Origin of the sequence: Pseudomonas sp. P7548, from assembly GCF_013386585.1 — a bacterium.
Lineage (GTDB): Bacteria > Pseudomonadota > Gammaproteobacteria > Pseudomonadales > Pseudomonadaceae > Aquipseudomonas.
In genome coordinates, this window is the sequence record NZ_JACARO010000046.1 from 1 (window position 1) to 17,367 (window position 17,367).

General features: G+C 64.9%; 12 protein-coding genes. 7 read left to right on the top strand and 5 right to left on the bottom strand.

Annotated features, from left to right (window positions below):
• Positions 1 to 50: 50 nt before the first annotated feature.
• From HX803_RS19240 to HX803_RS19250, 3 genes are all read right to left on the bottom strand, one after another.
• Positions 51 to 1,877, bottom strand: a complete 1,827-nt coding sequence (locus HX803_RS19240; protein WP_178922638.1) for an ABC transporter ATP-binding protein — start codon at positions 1,875 to 1,877, stop codon at positions 51 to 53.
• Positions 1,870 to 3,636, bottom strand: coding sequence for an ABC transporter ATP-binding protein (locus tag HX803_RS19245; protein ID WP_178922641.1), 1,767 nt, complete (start codon positions 3,634 to 3,636; stop codon positions 1,870 to 1,872). Before HX803_RS19245 ends, HX803_RS19240 begins: the two co-directional genes overlap by 8 nt.
• A 156-nt stretch (positions 3,637 to 3,792) precedes the next feature.
• Positions 3,793 to 5,025, bottom strand: a complete 1,233-nt coding sequence (locus HX803_RS19250; protein ID WP_178922643.1) for an acyl-CoA dehydrogenase family protein — start codon at positions 5,023 to 5,025, stop codon at positions 3,793 to 3,795.
• 302 nt (positions 5,026 to 5,327) lie between these two features.
• On the opposite strand from HX803_RS19250, the gene HX803_RS19255 reads away from it, so the two are divergent.
• The 7 genes from HX803_RS19255 (at position 5,328) to HX803_RS19285 (ending at position 13,633) form a co-directional block, all read left to right on the top strand.
• A complete protein-coding gene (locus HX803_RS19255; protein ID WP_178922645.1) occupies positions 5,328 to 6,371 on the top strand; it encodes an ABC transporter substrate-binding protein in 1,044 nt (347 codons plus the stop codon).
• A gap of 15 nt (positions 6,372 to 6,386) precedes the next feature.
• Complete coding sequence (locus HX803_RS19260; RefSeq protein ID WP_178922647.1) at positions 6,387 to 7,118, top strand: class II aldolase/adducin family protein; 732 nt, start codon at positions 6,387 to 6,389, stop codon at positions 7,116 to 7,118.
• 138 nt (positions 7,119 to 7,256) lie between these two features.
• Positions 7,257 to 8,444, top strand: coding sequence for an LLM class flavin-dependent oxidoreductase (locus tag HX803_RS19265; protein ID WP_178922649.1), 1,188 nt, complete (start codon positions 7,257 to 7,259; stop codon positions 8,442 to 8,444).
• A 3-nt stretch (positions 8,445 to 8,447) separates the two neighbouring features.
• Positions 8,448 to 10,004, top strand: a complete 1,557-nt coding sequence (locus tag HX803_RS19270) for an ABC transporter substrate-binding protein (protein WP_178922651.1) — start codon at positions 8,448 to 8,450, stop codon at positions 10,002 to 10,004.
• Positions 9,997 to 11,055: an ABC transporter permease gene (locus tag HX803_RS19275; protein ID WP_178922653.1), complete on the top strand. Its 1,059-nt coding sequence runs from the start codon at positions 9,997 to 9,999 to the stop codon at positions 11,053 to 11,055. The genes HX803_RS19270 and HX803_RS19275 overlap by 8 nt, the downstream gene beginning before the upstream one ends.
• Complete coding sequence (locus tag HX803_RS19280; protein WP_178922655.1) at positions 11,052 to 11,861, top strand: ABC transporter permease; 810 nt, start codon at positions 11,052 to 11,054, stop codon at positions 11,859 to 11,861. The genes HX803_RS19275 and HX803_RS19280 overlap by 4 nt, the downstream gene beginning before the upstream one ends.
• Complete coding sequence (locus tag HX803_RS19285; protein ID WP_178922657.1) at positions 11,858 to 13,633, top strand: ABC transporter ATP-binding protein; 1,776 nt, start codon at positions 11,858 to 11,860, stop codon at positions 13,631 to 13,633. Before HX803_RS19280 ends, HX803_RS19285 begins: the two co-directional genes overlap by 4 nt.
• A gap of 221 nt (positions 13,634 to 13,854) precedes the next feature.
• Here the strand turns inward: HX803_RS19285 and HX803_RS19290 are convergent, their stop codons facing one another.
• Both HX803_RS19290 and HX803_RS19295 read right to left on the bottom strand, forming a co-directional pair.
• Entirely contained in the window at positions 13,855 to 14,937 is a 1,083-nt protein-coding gene (locus tag HX803_RS19290; RefSeq protein WP_178922659.1) for an LLM class flavin-dependent oxidoreductase, read from the bottom strand.
• Positions 14,938 to 14,956: 19 nt separating this feature from the next.
• The coding region (locus HX803_RS19295) for a TonB-dependent receptor plug domain-containing protein (protein ID WP_178922661.1) at positions 14,957 to 17,367 on the bottom strand (2,411 nt) is incomplete at its 5' end.

Here is a 17,367-nt window from a genome sequence, read left to right on the forward strand (position 1 = left end):
AGAGCGGACCATAAGCAGCCGTTACTCCAATAACGGATATGTACACGACGTCAAACCACCACCTCCGCACTCAACAAATAACTCCGATACAACCCCGCATACACCCCATCCCTCTCAATCAACTCCCCATGCCCCCCCACCTCAACCACCTGCCCATGCCTCACCACCGCGATCCGATCCGCATCCCGAATCGTCGCCAGCCGATGGGCAATAATGATCGCCGTGCGCCCTTCACACAGCCGTCGCAACGCCCGCTGAATCCGCCGCTCGGTATGAATATCCACCGCCGACGTCGCCTCATCCAGCACCAGCACCGCCGGGTCCGCCAGGTACGCGCGCACCAGGCACACCAACTGCCGCTGCCCATGGCTCAAATGCGCGCCCAGCGGCCCCACCTCGGTGTGGTACTGATGGGGCAGCCGCTCCAACACCTCATCCGCCCCCAACTCACGGGCCGCGGCAATCAGCAGCGCATCAGACGCCTGGGGCGCTGCCAGACGCAGGTTGTCGAGGATGCTGCCGCTGAACAACACGTTGTCCTGCAACACCACCCCCACATGCCGGCGCAGGGTGTGTTGCGTCAGGTCGCGCACGTCGATACCGTCAAGCCGCACCGCGCCGGTCTGGGCTTCGTAGAAACGCGTCAGCAACTGCACCAGCGTGCTCTTGCCATGCCCGGACGGGCCGACAATCGCCAGCACTTCACCCGCCGCAATATGCAGGTTCAGCCCGGTGAGGACCGGTGTCTGCCCGTAGCTGAATCCCACCTGGTCAAACTGCACGTCACCGCGTGCCAGCGGCAGTGGTTGCGGCGCGGGGCTGTCGACGATCTGCGGGCGGGTGTCGAGCAACAGGAAGATCCGCTGCGCCGACGCCGAGCCCGTGGCGTAACGCTCGAACAGGTCCGACAGTTCCTGCAGCGGCCCGAGGAACAGAAACACGTAGAACAGGCTTTCAGCCACCTGGCCCACACTCACGTCGCCCGCTGCCAGGCCATAGGCGCCCACCAGCAACAACAGGGCGATGCCGGCCGAGCTGAGCAGGGCGGTAAACGGCGCAAACCACGACGAGCGCAAGCTGCCGCGAATCAGTGCGTGGTTGAAGTCATCCAGCAGCCCGCGATAACGCTGCAGGTTGGGCGTTTCCTGGGCGCATTGTTGCAGCAGGCGTGCGCCGCTGACGCTTTCCACCAGGTGCGCGGTAAAGCGGCTGCGGTTTTCCGCGACCTTGGCCCAGTTGCGCTGGGAGATGCGCTTGAAACTCCAGGTGGCTATGACCAGCAGCGGCACCGTCGCCACCAGGCTCAGAAAGAAGCGGGGGTCGATGCGCCACAGCATCACCGACGCCAGGCCGCAACGCAGCACGGCGCCGAGTAATTCCGGTGGGCCCTGGATCACCAGCGGTTCAAGGGCGTCCACGTCGCGGTCAACCCGGGAAATGATGCGCCCGGCGCGGGTCTGGTCAAAGTAGCTCACGCTCAGGCCCTGCACATGGGCGAACACCTGCACGCGCAAGGCGTTCAGTACCCGGATTGCCGCGCTGCCGGCCACGAACTGCGAGACCCCGGCCAACAGAAAGCGCGCCAACCAGCTTGCCGCCAGGCCGAGGCCCAGCCACAGCACCAGGCGTTCATCCAGCAGCCAGTGATCGGCGCTTTGCACCAATCCGCGGTCGAGCAGTTCACGCACGAACCACGGGCGCAGGAACACGGTAAATACCAGCAAGATTTCGATGCCGATCACCGCCAGGATCTGACGTCGGATCGGTCGCAGCAGCGGCAGCAGGCGCTTGAACATGCCCCGGTCGAGGGCTTTTTTTGCCAGCATTTCTTCGATTTCGATGTCGCTCAAGGCTTTGCCTGGCAGCGGGTTAGCCATGTTCGATCCCCAGCAGGTCGCGGTAAGCCGCGTCGGTGGATTGCAGGTGGGTGTGGGTGCCTTGGGCGACGATGCGGCCGGCGTCGAGCATCAGCACGCGGTCGGCCAGCAGGATGGTTGAGAGCTTGCTGGAGATCACCAGCACCGTCGTGCCCTGCAGTTGCCGCAAGTTGTGCAGCACCTGGCGTTCGCTGATGGCGTCGAGGGCGCTGGTGGCGTCGTCCAGGCACAGGATGTCCGGTTTGCCCAGCAACGCGCGGGCCAGGCACAGGCGTTGACGCTGGCCGCCGGACAGGGTGACGCCGCGATCGCCCAGGGGCGTTTCCAACCCGTGGGGCAGACGTTGCAACACATCTTCGGCGGCGGCCAGGTGCAGGGCGTCGCGCAGTTGTTCGTCGCTGGCGTCGGGTGCCGTGAGGCGCAGGTTGGCGGCCAGGGTACCGGCGAACAGGAAACTCTCCTGCGGCACCACGTGCACCCGTTGGCGCAATGGGCCCAGTTGCAGAGCGCGGATGTCCTGCCAGCCATGACGGTCCGAGCCCAGCAAGACGCGCCCGGCCGTCACATCGCTCAAGCGTGGCAACAGGCTGGCCAGCAAACTCTTGCCAGTGCCCGTGGCGCCGACCAATGCGACGATCTCGCCGGGCTGCAAGGTCAGCGAACAGCCCTGCAGAATGTCACGGCCACCGCCAGGCGCGGTGACACTCACCGCGTCCAGCTTGAGCCCCAAGGGGCTGGCGGGCAGGGTGGCAGTGCCGCTTTGGATCGCGGCGGGAGCATCGAGCAATTGCCAGATGCGCTCGGCACTGGCGCGGGCGTCGGCGAACGTCTGCATCACCCGGCCGATACCTTCGATGCGGAACACCAGCGTGGTGGCGATCAGCAGGGAGGTGACCAGCTCACCAATCCCCAACTGACCGGCCGCCACCAGATGCGCGCCGTACACCAGGATCCACACGTGCCCCAGTGCGACCACCGCCTGGGGCAGCGGAATGCGTGAACTGGAATAGGCCAGGGCCTGCCGGGCCAACGTGGCAAACACCGCCACTTGGTCGGCAAAACCCTGGATACGCGGTTGCTCCAGCGCAAATGACTTGATCACCCGCACCCCGCCAATGCCTTCGCTCAGGTCCTGGTTGACGCGGTCATAGGCGCTGCCGACGGCACGGTCCAGGCCCACCAGCCGTTCGGTTTGCAACACGAAAATCCCCAGGCCCGTGACCGTCAGCAGCAGCGGTACCAGGCCCAGCAGTGGGTCGTACCAACTCAGCAAACCCACGGTGGCCAGTACCACCAAGGGCGTTTCCACCAACTGGCGCCAGAAGGTGATCAGCGCGTCGCGTACCTTGTCGGCGTCGCGGGTAGTGCGGGTGATCATCTCGCCCATGCCGTGCTGCCAGTGGTAGCCCAGGTGCAGGCTTTGCACCTGGGCCAGGATGCGTTCGCGCAGGCGTGTCAGCAGCTCTTGGCTGATCACCAGCGACAGCACACTGGCGACGTATTGCAGCACGCCACGGCCCAGGGCCACGGCCAGCATCAGGCCCAGCCAGTACCAACCCAGGCTGGCGTCGAGGCTGCCGTCGGCGTGATGCACCACGGCGCGGCCGGCGCTGACGTCGTTGACCGCGTGGCCGATCAGCCATTGCTGCCAGACCAGCCCCAGGTTGATGGCGATGTACAGCGCTGCCACCAGGCTGAACCGCCAGGGCATTTCCCGGTAGATCGCCAGGCTGCGCAGAAGAGGGTGTCTTTCGATCATGAAAAGCTCATCGGCAAAAAGGAATTCACGCGTCCCCGTGTAGGAGCCCGGCTTGCCGGCGATGGCGTCGGCACATCCACTACAGATGTCGCCTGACACACCGCCATCGCCGCGGTGCGACGTTTCGACAAGCCGGGCTCCTACAGAGTTGTGTGGTTATTTTTGGGTGGCGCCCTGGGTTTCCTTGGCGTTGAGGATTGCGGTGTATTCGCCGGGGTCCACGTCGTTGAGGTAGTAGTTGCCCACGTGGTGCAGGCGCCAGCGGATCGGGTCGTGGGTGGTATGCACCCGGGCGTTGCGCCAGAAGCGGTCGAGGTTCCATTTGCTCAGGGATGCGCTGGCGCCGAGCAGCGAGAAGATGTCGCTGGAGATCTTCAGCGAGGCACTGTCGGAGTGAGCACGGGCGGTGGCCACAGAGAGGATCAGTTCGTCTTGCAGTGCCTTGTTCTCCGGGTCCAGCTCATGGGCATCAAACACCCGTGCCGCATCGCGCAACAGCGACTCGGCTGCACGCAGGGCCACCGCGTATTCGCCGATCTGCTTGATGATGTGCGGCTCTTCATTGGCGTGATCGACGCCGCTTTCTACCCACGGGCGTGCGTTGTGCTTGAGGTAATCCACGGCGGCCGACAGCGCGCCCGCAGCGATGCCGGTGTCGATGGCCGCGTGAAGGATCTGCGGGAAGGTCAGCCCGGTGCGTTTCATCGGGCCTTTGCGCCGTGACACGTAGTCTTCGTCCAGCACGATGTTGTCGAAATTCACCGTGCCGCTCACCGAGTTTTTCTGGCCGAACGCCTCCCAGTCATCCACCAGAGTCAGGCCCGGCGCGTTGCGGTTGAGCAGCACGCCCGCGCCGCCATCCTCCGAGGCGGCGGTGAGGGAGATCCATTCGGCCAGGTAGGAGCCGGTGGAGTAGAACTTGCTGCCGTTGAGCACCAGGGCACCGTCCTCACGGCGTTCGACGCGGGTCTTGAGCGCGAATTTGTTCTTGCCGCCGACCTCGGCCAGCGCATTGCCGAAGCGTTTGCCGGCCAGCACATCGCTGACCAGGCGATCACGCACGGCGTCGGGGTAGCCGTTGAAGATGCCGCGCAGCATCACGTTATGGATCTGCAGAAGTTGCCCCACACCGCCATCGGCCACCGAGATGATGCGCACGGTCTCGACGATGGTTTGCACCGACGCGCCAAGCCCGCCGAAGGCCTCTGGCACGCCGATGGCGGTGATGCCGCTCTCCGATAACAGCTGCGCCTGGCGCCACGGCAGTTGGCCGTTTTGCCTGTGGTCGGCGGCAATGGCGGCGATCTCCTGGGCGATTTCATGGGCGGCGGCGATGGCCTCGGCTTCGCTGTGCAGCTGGCGTATGGGGGCCTGTTCAAACGTAGTCATGCATTCATCCTTCTGGTTTGGTTCGCGCCGGGCTCCTACAAGAGCGAGCGGTGTCTGAAGGGGCTTGAGCAAGTTCCAAGCCAACGCCTGAAACCCCATGGCACGGGGGCTGAGGCACACGGGGTGCTGCTGGAGAAGCAACACCCCCAAGCGACTGCTGGCGCAGCAGCAGTGCTGTTGGCAGGTCAGCAATCGCGTTGCATAGCCCCGGGCATCAGCCCCGTAAACCGGGGCTTTGGCCGTTTGGCACGGCCTCTGCAATATCCCCTCCACTGAACCCGCCCAATTCAATGGAGCTGCCGATGACCCTTTCCGCTGTCCTGCCCACGCCTGAGCTTGAGCAGATCTGGTTTACCCGTTGCCCGGTGCCGACCGCGTCCGGCATCGCCTACAAGCTGGGCTGGCTCACCGAAGAGTTCGCCGCCGATGGCCTGCCGGTGTCCACCTTGCAGGAGGCCCGCCAGTTGGGTCGTCATCACTACGATCACGACCTGCCGGGGCTGTTTCGCGAAGGCGGCAATGTGCCGGCATTGGCTGCGCGTGCGGCCGGTGCGCCGAGCCGGCTGATCGGCCTGACCTGGATCGAGGAATGGCAGACCATCCTCGTGCGCCCGGACTCCGGCATCACCCGCCCCGAGGACTTGAAAGGCAAGCGTCTGGCCCTGCCAGCGTGGGGCGAAAGCCGGCCGGGCAGCATCGCCCGGGCCATGAGCCTGCACGGATACAAGGGCGCCCTGAGCCTGGCCGGCCTGGGCTTTGATGACGTGACGCTGGTGGAAGTGGCGTTGCAGGATCAGGAGCAGGCCCCCGACCCGCAGCGTGGCTTGCAGCGCCTGTGGTCGGGCCTGGATTACCTGGCGCGTGGTGAGGTGGACGCGGTGTACGTCAAGGGCGCTTCGGCCGCTGACGCAGCGCGCCGGCTCGGCCTGGTGGTGGGCATCGACCTGGACCTGATCGCCGAGCCGCGTTATCGCATCAACAACGGCACGCCGCGTCCGATCACCGTCCACCAGAGCCTGCTGGACAACCACTTTGACCTGGTGGTGCGCTTCCTCGCGCAAACCCTCAGTGCCGCCGAGTGGGCCGCGAACAACCGCGACAGCCTCAACGCGATTCTTGAAGAAGAAACCCGCGCGGGCAGTGCCGGTGTGGCCGAGGCTTATCGCGGCGACTTCCACACCACCCTGGCACCGGACCTGTCGGCCCAGCGCCTGGCGTTCCTCGACACCCAAAAGACTTTCCTTTACCTGCACGGCTTCCTGGAGCGCGATTTTGCCATCGCCGACTGGGTCGACCCGCACCCCCTGCAAGCTGCCCATGAACTGTTGGCCACGCGCCGCGCCTGAACCTGGAGACACCCCATGACTGCCATCGTCCACGCACAACCCATCAGCCAGGAGTTGCAGGCCTTTATCGACAAGATCCTGCTGGAAGCTGAAGAAGCCTTCACCGTGTTCCGCGAAACGAACACCATCACCGCCAACGGCACCGTTGGCTTTATCGAGCGCGTCCCCGGCCAGGAGCTGCTGGTGTCGGTGAACTACGGCGGCCCGTGGAACTACCGCAAGCCGCTGCAGGCCACCGTCACCGACTTTGCCGGCAACGTGATCTTCGGCAAGGGCAAGGGCGGCCTGGGGCGCTACACCAAGCTGTTCCAGCAGCACCCGGACGTGACCACCGTGTCCCACGTGCATTCGCCGTACCTGGGCGCCTGGGCCCAGACCCACCGCACCCTGCCATTTCATTACGTGCCGGTGCAGCGCTACCAGTTGGCGCGTGAGCTGCCGGTGTACATCGACCGCCGCCAGCAAGAGGTGGATTTCATCCTCGACAAGATCGCCGAAAACCCCTTCAACCTGGCGATCCTCGAAGCCAACGGCGGCTCCACGGTGTGGGGCAAGCAAGGGCTTCGCGCCACGGCGGAATTCATCCTGTTGCTGGAGGAGGGCGCACAACTGCAATTGCTCGCCGACGCACTGGGTGGCTCGCGCGCCTACGGCCCGGGCGTGTTGACCCAGCAATGGAAGATGAGCGGGTTGTTCGAGCAGGCTACGGCGCTGGGCCTGGTGCCGGCGATTGACCGTCGTAGCTAAGGTTCACTCGGGCCAACTGTGGGAGCTGGCTTGCCTGCGATAGCGGTGTACCAGGCGACATCAATGTCGGATGTGCCGCCGCCATCGCCGGCAAGCCGGCTCCTACAGGGGGATTTTTTAATTCAAGGATGTGTTGTCATGGCCGTAAAAATTCTCTGGTACCTCACCACGCCCGACGGGCCTTATCCGTGGGAGCCCGAAGGCCGCTGGAAAACCGATTTCCACCACCTCAAGCAACTGGCCGTCGCCAGTGATCGCCTGGGTTACTACGGCTCTTTGCTCGGCTCCAGCCCGAATGAAAGCCTGGCCGTGGCCGCTTCGTTGATCGACGCCACCCAACGCCTGCGCTTTTTGGTGGCCCAACACCCGGGGGAGCTGTCGCCGGCTGTCTTGGCCAAATGGGCGCTGACCTTCGACCAGTTTTCCAACGGCCGCCTGTTGTTCAACGTGGTCAACGGCAATGACGCGGGCCTGGCGACACTGGGTGTGCATTACCCCCATGACGAACGCTACGCCTTCAGCCTCGAATACTGGCGGGCGTTCCAGGGCTTCTATGCCGGCGATACCCGTGGCTATGACGGCGACTACGTCAAGCTCGCCCCCCGTTCGCCGGGCGCGGCCAGCCATCCGTTGGGCGGCTGGCACCCGCCGTACCAGAAGCCCGGCATCCCGCTGTGGGGCGCAGGCACATCGGGGCCGGGTGTCGAGCATTCGGTGCAATTGCTGGACGTGTACCTGAGCTTCGCCAATACCCCGCCAAAATTGGGCGACAAGTTCCGCAAGGTGGCTGCCGAGGCCGCGAAAATTGGCCGCGAGCTGACCTTCGGCACCCGCCTGCAGATCATCGTGCGCGAGACCGAGGAAGAAGCCTGGGCCCACGCCGAAAAACTGTTGCAACGCACCTCGCTGCAGACTGCACGAAACGCCATCGAACGCCAGCTGCCGCCGGGGGTGAGCTTGGATGATTTTCACAGCGACGACCCGCACATCCAGCGCAATGTCGACACTGTTCGCAGCGGGCGCTTGCCCACCGCTCGTGAGCTGGAGATCTACCCCAACGTGTGGCTCGGGCCTAGCCTGTTTGGCTTCAACATTCTTGGCCCGGCAGCCGGCACCTACCTGGTGGGCAGCGCCGAGCAAGTGGCCGAGCGCATTCGTGAATACGAGGCCCAGGGCACGTCGGCGTTCATCTTGTCGGGCTTCCCGCTGATCGACGAAGCCCACCGCGTGGCCGACCTGTTGTTCCCGCTGCTCGACCTGGACCACGGTTTTGACGTGCCACGCCTGGGCGTCACCCACACGGTTGTGCAGCGCGAAGAGGCTTGAGTGATGAGTGACGGATTTTCCCGCCGGGTGTTTCTCGGCAACAGCCTGGCCATCGGCGGCGGCTTGCTGCTGGGGGGCTGTGACAGTGGTGCGGCGACCCAGGGCGAGGCCGTCCATACCGGCAAGCCCGTCAGCGGGGGGCGCTTGCGTGTCGGCATTATCGACGGTGACCAGTCCGGCAACCTGGACGCCCACAAACCGGTGGGCGGCGGGATCATTCGCGGTTGGGCGCTGTACAGCAAGTTCTGGGAATGGAACACCGACGTCAGCACGCGCCTGGCCCTGGCCGAATTCGCCGAGCCGAACGCCGACGCCAGCGCCTGGACCATCCGCATCAAGCCGGGCCTGGAGTTTCACCACGGCAAGACCATCGGCGCCGACGACATGCTGTTTTCGTTGTTGCGCCTCACCGACCCGAAGCTGGCTTCGCCGTTTGCCGGGCTGGTGGGGGCCATCGACCGCAATGCCTTGCGCAAACTGGATGAACGCACGATCGAAATCCGCTTCAAGCACGGCCAGAGCTTCTACCCGCTGGATGAAACCCTGATCAGCTTCGGCGGCATCGTGCCCACCGACTATGACCCGATCACCAATCCGGTGGGCGCCGGCCCCTACAAGCTCAAGCGTTTTGTACCCGGCCAGCGCTCGCTGTATACGCGGTTCGAGAACTACTACAAGCCGGGCCAGCCGTATGCCGACGAGCTGGAAATCATCGAATTCAAGGACCAGGTGTCCCGGGTTGCCGCCTTGCGCGCCGGGCAGATCGACGTGGCCAGCGGCGTGCAGGCCGAGCACAGTGCATTGCTCAAGGCCGACTCGCGGCTGCAACTGAGCGTATCGCCGACCACCTCGTTTACCGGTTTCAACCTGAACCTGGCCAAGCCGCCGTTCGACGATGTGCGGGTGCGTCAGGCGTTTCGTTTGCTGGCCGACCGGCAAGAGTTGGTGGACCGAGGCCTGAACGGCTTTGGCCGTATCGCCAACGACCTCTATTCGCCCCACGACCCCACCTACAACCATGGGATTGCCCAGCGCCCGTATGACCTGGAGCAGGCGCGGGCGTTGTTGCGCCAGGCCGGCCAGACCGACCTGCGCGTGGAACTGACCACCACGCCGGGGCCGGGCGTCAACGCCGCGCTGGTGTTTGCCCAGCAGGCGAAGAAGGCCGGTGTCGAGGTGCGCGTCAGCCAAGTCGACGGCGCCGTGTTCAACGGCCCGCAACGCGAACAATGGCAAGTGTCGCCGGGCTCCACACCGGCCCGTGGTTTCCTCGCGTCGGCGTTGCATAACGATGCACCGTTGGCGATCTATAACCGCAGCAACTTCCATGACCCGCGCTTTGACGACCTGTACCGCCACGCCCTGGCCCAGCCCGACTTGGCGTTGCGCAAAGGTCTGGTGCATGAAGCGCAGCAGATCCAGCACGCGCGGGGCGGCCTGTTGATCTGGGGTTTCAGCGACGTGCTGGACGCGGCTTCGGTGAAGGTCGGTGGCCTCACGCCGGAACAGACCACCTTCGCCTCCTGGCGCTTTGATGAGTTGTGGTTGAACCATGTCTGAGCCGCACTGCAACACCCCACGCACACCGGCGTGGCTGTCCTGGTATGTCGGGCGCCTGGGCTATGGCCTGCTGACCGCCTGGGTGATCAGCCTGGTGGTGTTCATCGCCACCCAGGCGCTGCCGTCGGACCCGGCGCGGGTGATCCTCGGCCCGGACGCGCCGCTCGACAGCATCCTCACGCTGCAACATCAACTTGGGCTCGATCAGCCGATTGCCTGGCAATACCTGCGCTGGTTGGGCTCGGCTTTGCGGGGCGACCTGGGGGTGTCGCTCGACTCCAACGTGCCGGTCAGTCACCTGCTGTGGGGCCGGTTTGGCTACACCCTGGTGTTGCTGGCGGGCGTCATCGCCGTGGTGGTGCCCACTGCGTTGGCCCTGGGCGTGGCGTTGGCGTTGCGGCGCGACAGCCGGCTGGATCGCTGGGGTCTGTCGTTGCTGATCTTCCTCAAGGCAACGCCGGGGTTCCTGTTGGCGATTGGCCTGGTGCTGTTGTTTTCCATGCCCCATATGGATTTTTTGCCGGCCGTGTCGATCCTCGATCCGGACCAGTCGTTGCTGCGTCAACTCAGGTTCCTGGTGCTGCCGGTGTGGGCCCTGAGCCTCACCGCCTTGCCGTACCTGACCCGCATGGTGCGTGCTGCGATGATCGAGGCGCTGGCGTCCGACTATGTGATTGCCGCCCGCCTGCGTGGGGTGCCCGAGCGGCGCATCGTGTGGCGCCACACCTTGCCCAATGCGCTGGTGCCGGCCATCCAGGGGGTGGCGCTGACTTTGCGCACCTTGATCGGCGGCGCGGTGCTGGCCGAAGTGATCTTCAGCTACCCCGGCATTGGCACCGCGCTCAACGCAGCGATCCAGATGCGCGACCTGCCGATGGTGCAGGCGATTGTGCTGGTGATCACCTTGGCCGTGGTGCTGATCAACCTGCTGGCCGACCTGTTGACTGTGCTGCTGACACCCAAGCTGCGCACGGCGCGGCGGGTGACCCTGATCCAACGCAACCGCCGTGGCATTACGCCCTGGTGGCGCCGTTCCCGAGGTGACGCATGAGCGAGCCGCAAACCCGCAAGGGCCTGTTGATCACGCTGCTGGTGGTGGCTGTGGCGTTGCTCGGCCCTTGGCTGGCGCCCCACGGGCCGACGGACATGGTCGGCCCGGTGTACGGCGCGCCCACGGGCGCGGCGTGGCTGGGGTATGACTTTCTGGGGCACGACGTGCTGTCGCGGTTGCTCAGCGGTGGCGTGTCGGTGCTGTGGATGTCGGTGGCGGCGGCGAGCCTGGCGCTGGTGGTGGGCACCACCCTCGGTTTGCTCGCCGGCTTGTCGCGGCGACGGCTGGACCAGTGGATCACCTGGTCGGCGGACGTGTCCCTGGCGTTTCCTGACCTGATTTTGGTGTTGCTGATCGTCTCGATGCTCGGGCGTGCGCCGTGGCTGATCGTGTTGACGGTGTCGATCGCGTTCATCCCCGGCGTGATCCGCCTGGCACGCGCCAGCGCGGTGGCGGTGGCGGGGCAGGAGTTTGTCGAAGCGGCGCAGATGATGGGGTATTCGCGCCGGCGCATCCTGTTCAAGGAGATTCTGCCGAACATCCTCACGCCGTTGCTGGTGCACTTCGGCAACCTGCTGACCTGGGGCGTGGGCATGCTTTCGGGCCTGAGTTTTCTCGGCTACGGCGTGGCACCACCGACGGCGGATTGGGGCTTGATGATCAACGAAAACCAGGCCGGCCTGCTGGTACAACCCTGGGCGGTGCTGGCCCCGGCCGTGCTGATCGGTGTGTTTGCCTACGGCACTAATATCCTGGCCGAGGGCATCGGCCGCAGCAGCGCAGGGACGGGAGCAAAACAGCCATGAACGCCATGACCGAAATCGACAGCGCGGTGTTGCAGGTGCGTGACCTGCGGGTTGAATTACCCGGCGAAGTGGACGTGGTGTCGGGCATTTCGTTCAGCCTGCAAGCGGGGGAGATCCTGGGGCTGGTGGGTGAGTCCGGCTCGGGCAAGACCACCCTGGCCACCGCGTTGTTGGCCCATGCGCGGCGTGGTGCGCAGATTGTCGGCGGCCAAGTAAATGTGGGCGGCCAAGCGCTGTTGAGCCTAGATAGTGAAGCCCTGCGCCGTGCCCGAGGCAGCCTGATCGGCTATGTCGCCCAGGACCCGGCCACGGCGCTGAACCCGGCGCTGCGCATCGGCCACCTGTTGCGCGAAACCCTGGCGGTGCATCCTTTGGGATTGGATCGCGAGGCGCAACAGGTGCGTATCCGCGAGACGTTGCAGGATGTCGGCCTGCCGGATGAGCCGGAATTCCTGCGGCGCTTTCCCCATCAACTGTCCGGTGGTCAGCAACAGCGGGTGATGCTGGCGCTGGCGTTTGTGCTGCGTCCATGCCTGATCGTGCTGGACGAACCGACCACCGCCCTCGACGTCACTACCCAAGCGCACATCCTCGACACCCTGCGCCACCTGTGCAAACGCCAGGGGGTGGCGGCGGTGTATGTGTCCCATGACCTGGCGGTGATCAAGGACCTGGTGGACCGGGTGATGGTGATGTACGCCGGGCGCATCGTCGAAACGGCAACGCGGGAGGCGCTGTTCAGCCGGCCGTCCCACCCGTACACCCGAGGGTTGCTGGCGGCGATCCCGGATGTGGCGGGCCGGCGCGAATTGCAGGCGATTGCCGGGCATGCGCCAGCACCGGGGCAGCGGCCAACGGGGTGCAGCTTCGGGCCGCGCTGCGAGCGGTTTACCGACGCGTGTTCGCGGGCGGAACCCACCTTGCCGGTGGGCGTCGCCCATGCCGTGGCCTGTTGGGTGCCCCATGAGCAACCGTTGCAAGCGGTCGCACTGACACCGATTGCAAGCGTCGCCGCGCACACCCAGGCGCCGTTGCTGACGGTCTGCGCGTTGAATGTCGCCTACGACCGCCAAGTGCTGTTCGACATCAACGTGCAGGTGCAGCCAGGGGAGTGCCTGGCGTTGGTGGGGGAGTCCGGCTCAGGCAAGACCAGCCTGGCCCGGGCCATTGCCGGCCTTGGCGAGAACGCCTCCGGGGCATTGAGTTACGCGGGTCAGCCGTTGCCTTTGCAGGCACGCCGACGTGAGGCGGGGCAGCGGCACCCGATCCAATACATCTTCCAGAACCCGTACCGGGCGTTGAACCCACGGCAAACGGTGTACCAGACGCTGAGTGCGCCCCTGGAACACTTCTTCTGCGTAAAGGGTGCAGCGGCGCGACAACGGGTCGAAGCGGTGCTGACGCGGGTGTCACTGCCGGCCTCGGTCGCCGACCTGTACCCCGGGAGTTTGTCGGGCGGCGAACGCCAACGCGTGGCCATCGCCCGTGCGCTACTGTGCGAGCCCAGGCTGCTGATTTGCGATGAAATCACCTCGGCGCTGGATGTGTCGGTGCAAGCCTCGATCCTCGACCTGCTGCGCCAGTTGCAGCGCGAAGGGCTGACCTTGCTGTTCGTCACCCACGACCTCGGCGTGGTCCGTGCGATTGCCGACCGGGTGCTGGTGCTCAAGGCGGGCAGGGTGGTGGAGCAGGGCGCGGTGGATGAGGTGCTGGACCGGCCGCAGGCGGCGTATACGCGTACGCTTCTTGCGCATTCGCCGTCGTTGGGGTGAAGGGCAAATTTGCGCGGTGATCGAACGAGTTCTGCATAACCTGTGGCGAGGGAGCTTGCTCCCGTAGGCGGTGTGTCAGTCACCCTTTTTTCAATTGACACACCGCCTTCGCGAGCAAGTCGAATCGTCGAACCGCCGATCCCACAGTTAAGGTAGGGGTGAACCTGGTGATTCATGGTTGGCTGTGAGGTCCTCACGGGAGCAAGCTCCCTCGCCACAGGTTAGGCGTTTGCCTGCCTGCGCCGTGCCTCTTCCCGCACCGCCGGAATGATCCACCGCCCATAATCCACGGTGTCGTACAACGGGTCATAGCCCCGATTCAAAAACGTGGTCACGCCCAGATCGACGTAATCCAACAAGGCCTGCGCCACTGTTTCAGGTGTGCCCACCAGCGCCGTGGTGTCGCCATACGCTCCCACGGCCGTGGCGGTTGGCATCCACAACGCGCGGTCATGGCGGTCCCCCAAGGAGGCCGCCGCCAGCAAGCGTTCCGAGCCGGTGCCCTTGATGCGTTTGCTCCACGGACTGCCCGCCGCAAACTGTGGGTTGGCCTTGATTTGCGCCAGGATCTGCTCCGCCCGCTGCCAGGCCAGTTCCTCGGTAGCGCCCAAGATCAAACGCACCGACAAACTCACCCGTGGCGCATCAACCCCGGCCGCAGCCGCGGCGGCCTTGAGCTTGGCAATCTGTTCCGCCACGCCATTCAACGGCTCGCCCCACAGCGCATACAAATCCGCATGCTTGACCGCGATCTGGTAGGCAATGTCGGAAGACCCGCCAAACGAGATCGGGATATGCGGCTGTTGCAGCGGCTTGACCGGTGAAAACGCGCCCTTGATGTTGAAGTATTTGCCCTCGAAATCGAACGGTTCCTCGGCGGTCCAGGTGCGGCGCACGATCTCCAGGTATTCGTCGGTGCGCTGGTAGCGTTCGGTCTTGTCCAGCAGGAAATCGCCTTCCTGGGGTTCGGCGGTGATGCCGGTGATGGCGTGCAGGCGTATGCGCCCGCCGCCGGTGGTGTGGTCCAGGGTGGCGAAGGAACGGGCGGCCACGGTCGGCGCGGTGAGGCCCGGGCGATGGGCGATCATGAACCCCAGGCGCTCGGTGTGCGCGGCCGCGTAGGCGGCGATCTGCAGGCTGTCGGCGCTGCCGGGGCCGCTGGCAATGAGCACGCGGTCGAAGCCGGCGTGCTCGTGGGCGCGGGCGTGGTGGCGGATGAAGTCGAGGTCGAAATCCGGGCTGCGAACGCCACGGGTCTCGGACCATTGGCGGGGGAAGATCATGCCGACAAATTCAATGGACATGGAGCGCTCCTGATGCGGATCAGAATTGATAGTCGACCTGGGCCAGCAAGGTGCGGCCAGGCATGGGTTGCAAAAAGGTGTTGGTGGAACCGGCCAGCCCGCTGACGAAGTTCAGTTCGTTGGTCAGGTTGAGCACGCGCAACGTGGTGCTCCATTGCGGCTGGCGGTAGTACAGGGCGAGGTCGAGGTTGTATTCGTTGGGAATCTTCACGGTCTTGCTCAGGTTCAAGTACCAGCTGCTGGTCCACCAGCCGGACAGCTCGGCGCCAAAGCCGGAATCGAAGCGGTAGTCCACGTAGCCGCTGGCGGTGTATTCGGGAATCTGCACCGCGTCATAGCGCCCGGACGGCCGCTGATTGAGGCTGTTGTTGTCGCCGAACACCGTGCCGTTGTCGGGGATGAATCCCGCCGAAGCGAACCCGGCCTGGGAGGTGAACTCGTTGTAGGCGTTGAGCTTGGACAGGTTCAGGCCGCTGCGCAGGTGATCGTCCGGTTGATAACGCACGGTGGCTTCCACGCCCTTGATCATCAGCCGCGCGATGTTGTTATTACTGTCGGGCGCCTGATCCCGGGCTTGTTTGAATGCGGCCAGGGTCATGAACAGCTGGTTTGGCACCGCCTCGACCTTCACGCCCACCTCATGCAGCACGCTCAGGCTCTGGAACGCCAGCGGGTTGAGGCTGTTGGCGCCACTGCCGCTGCCCCAGCCCAGGCCGTTGGAGAAGAACCCGGTGTTCACCGCCAGCGAGCGGTCGAAGGTGTAGTACAGCGTGGTGTTTTCGGTGGGTTTCACATAGGGGCTGACCTGGAAAGCGAAGAGCCTGTAGTTGTCGCTGTCCTGGCGTCGGCTGCCACCGGCCAGGGCGAAGGGGTTGTGGATCTCGGCCTCGATCCAGCTGCGGCTGGCGCCGATGTTCAGGCCGAAATAATCGCCGTACTTGAGGTTGTGCTGGCTGAACAGGGTCTTGGTGGTCCAAGTGCTTTCGGCGGTGTAGGGCGCCACCGATTCCGCATACAGGCCATGCCCGGCCGCATACATCGGTGGCAGGTTGAGCCAGCCGTAATAGTTGGAATACTGCGGCACGCCCGGTTGGCCGATCCACGCGCCGTTGCCCCCGGCCGGGTTGCTGCCGTCGAGGCCGAGCAGGTCGCCCGGGTTTTTGCCGGACGGATTCTGGGTCAGGTCATAGGCGTTGATGGTCGAGCCGAAGCTGTTGTTGGCGGCAATCGACTGGTTGAACTCGCGGCGATAGATCAGGCCGGTGTTGCTCTCGTCGCGCAGGGTCCAGCCGCCCACTTGGGTTTCGTTGCGCGAGCGGAACTCGAAGCGGTTATCAAAAATGGTGTCTTTGGATTGCACCTGGAAGGCACCCACGGCGTCGGTGATGTCCTTGGAGCGCTCGTAGAACGTGCTGTTGGCCAGGGTGATGGTCGGCGACAGATCGGCCTCGATGCGCAGTTGCGTGGTGAAGCGCCGCGAGCTGCTTTCATCCTCTTTGCGCTGCCCGGTCTGTGACGACAACGATTGCTCGCCATTGCCTGCCAGCGTCGGGTCGTACACCCAGCCACGCAGGCTGCCGGGGTTGGCCTGGGTGTTGGGCGAGGCGGTCTGGAAGCTGCCATCGACCACGCTGTATTGGCCCTGGGCATTGCGCTGGCGCTGCACCCAGCCGAGGGTTGGCGCATCGGCAGCGCCGGAAGCAAGGACCGGCGACCACAGGGTGTTGCCGTTCTGGATGATCGGCGTGGCACGCCCGGCGTAGTACTTGCCGTGGTCCACCAGGTCCTGGGTGGCGCGGTTCCAGCCGTGGGTGATGTTGTAGTCGTAGTAGTTGTCGTAGCTGGCGTTCCAGTCCACGCGCACGTTGTCGTTGCGCCAGGCGAGGGCGCCGTAGAACGCGTCGAAGTTGTTGTCGACGTTGTCGTAGAAATCCTGCTGGCGCTGCTTAGTGATGCTCACGCGATACGCCAGGTTATCGGTCAGCGGGCCGGTGTTGTCGATGCTGAATTTGTTGGAACTGCGCGAGGTGCCGTCGGGTACCCACGAGCCCAGTTCGCCGCTGAGCTTGGTCTTGAACTGATTGAAGTCCGGCTTTTTGCTCAGGTAGTTCACATAACCGCCGCTGCCGGACACCGAGCCGTAGGTCACCGAGGACGGCCCGGCGACGATATCGGCACCCTCGTAGGCGTTGAAGTTAGCCGGGTGGCGCACGGCGTAACCGCGCTGGCCGTCCTGGAAGATCTCCGAGCCCTGGGCACGGAACTGCGGGGCAATACCGGCGTTCTGGCCACCGCCCCGGGTGATGCCGGGGGCGTATTTGACCAGGTCATCGGCGCTGTGGATGGAACCGTTGGCCAACTGCTCGGCGTTGATCTGCACCACCGAGCGCGGGGTGTCGAGCACCTTGGCCTCGGTGCCGCCGTACACCG

Coding starts and splice junctions, on each gene's coding strand:
- HX803_RS19240 (WP_178922638.1), bottom strand. CDS start 1,877: ATGGCTAACCCGCTGCCAGGCAAAGCCTTGAGCGACATCGAAATCGAA.
- HX803_RS19245 (WP_178922641.1), bottom strand. CDS start 3,636: ATGATCGAAAGACACCCTCTTCTGCGCAGCCTGGCGATCTACCGGGAA.
- HX803_RS19250 (WP_178922643.1), bottom strand. CDS start 5,025: ATGACTACGTTTGAACAGGCCCCCATACGCCAGCTGCACAGCGAAGCC.
- HX803_RS19255 (WP_178922645.1), top strand. CDS start 5,328: ATGACCCTTTCCGCTGTCCTGCCCACGCCTGAGCTTGAGCAGATCTGG.
- HX803_RS19260 (WP_178922647.1), top strand. CDS start 6,387: ATGACTGCCATCGTCCACGCACAACCCATCAGCCAGGAGTTGCAGGCC.
- HX803_RS19265 (WP_178922649.1), top strand. CDS start 7,257: ATGGCCGTAAAAATTCTCTGGTACCTCACCACGCCCGACGGGCCTTAT.
- HX803_RS19270 (WP_178922651.1), top strand. CDS start 8,448: ATGAGTGACGGATTTTCCCGCCGGGTGTTTCTCGGCAACAGCCTGGCC.
- HX803_RS19275 (WP_178922653.1), top strand. CDS start 9,997: ATGTCTGAGCCGCACTGCAACACCCCACGCACACCGGCGTGGCTGTCC.
- HX803_RS19280 (WP_178922655.1), top strand. CDS start 11,052: ATGAGCGAGCCGCAAACCCGCAAGGGCCTGTTGATCACGCTGCTGGTG.
- HX803_RS19285 (WP_178922657.1), top strand. CDS start 11,858: ATGAACGCCATGACCGAAATCGACAGCGCGGTGTTGCAGGTGCGTGAC.
- HX803_RS19290 (WP_178922659.1), bottom strand. CDS start 14,937: ATGTCCATTGAATTTGTCGGCATGATCTTCCCCCGCCAATGGTCCGAG.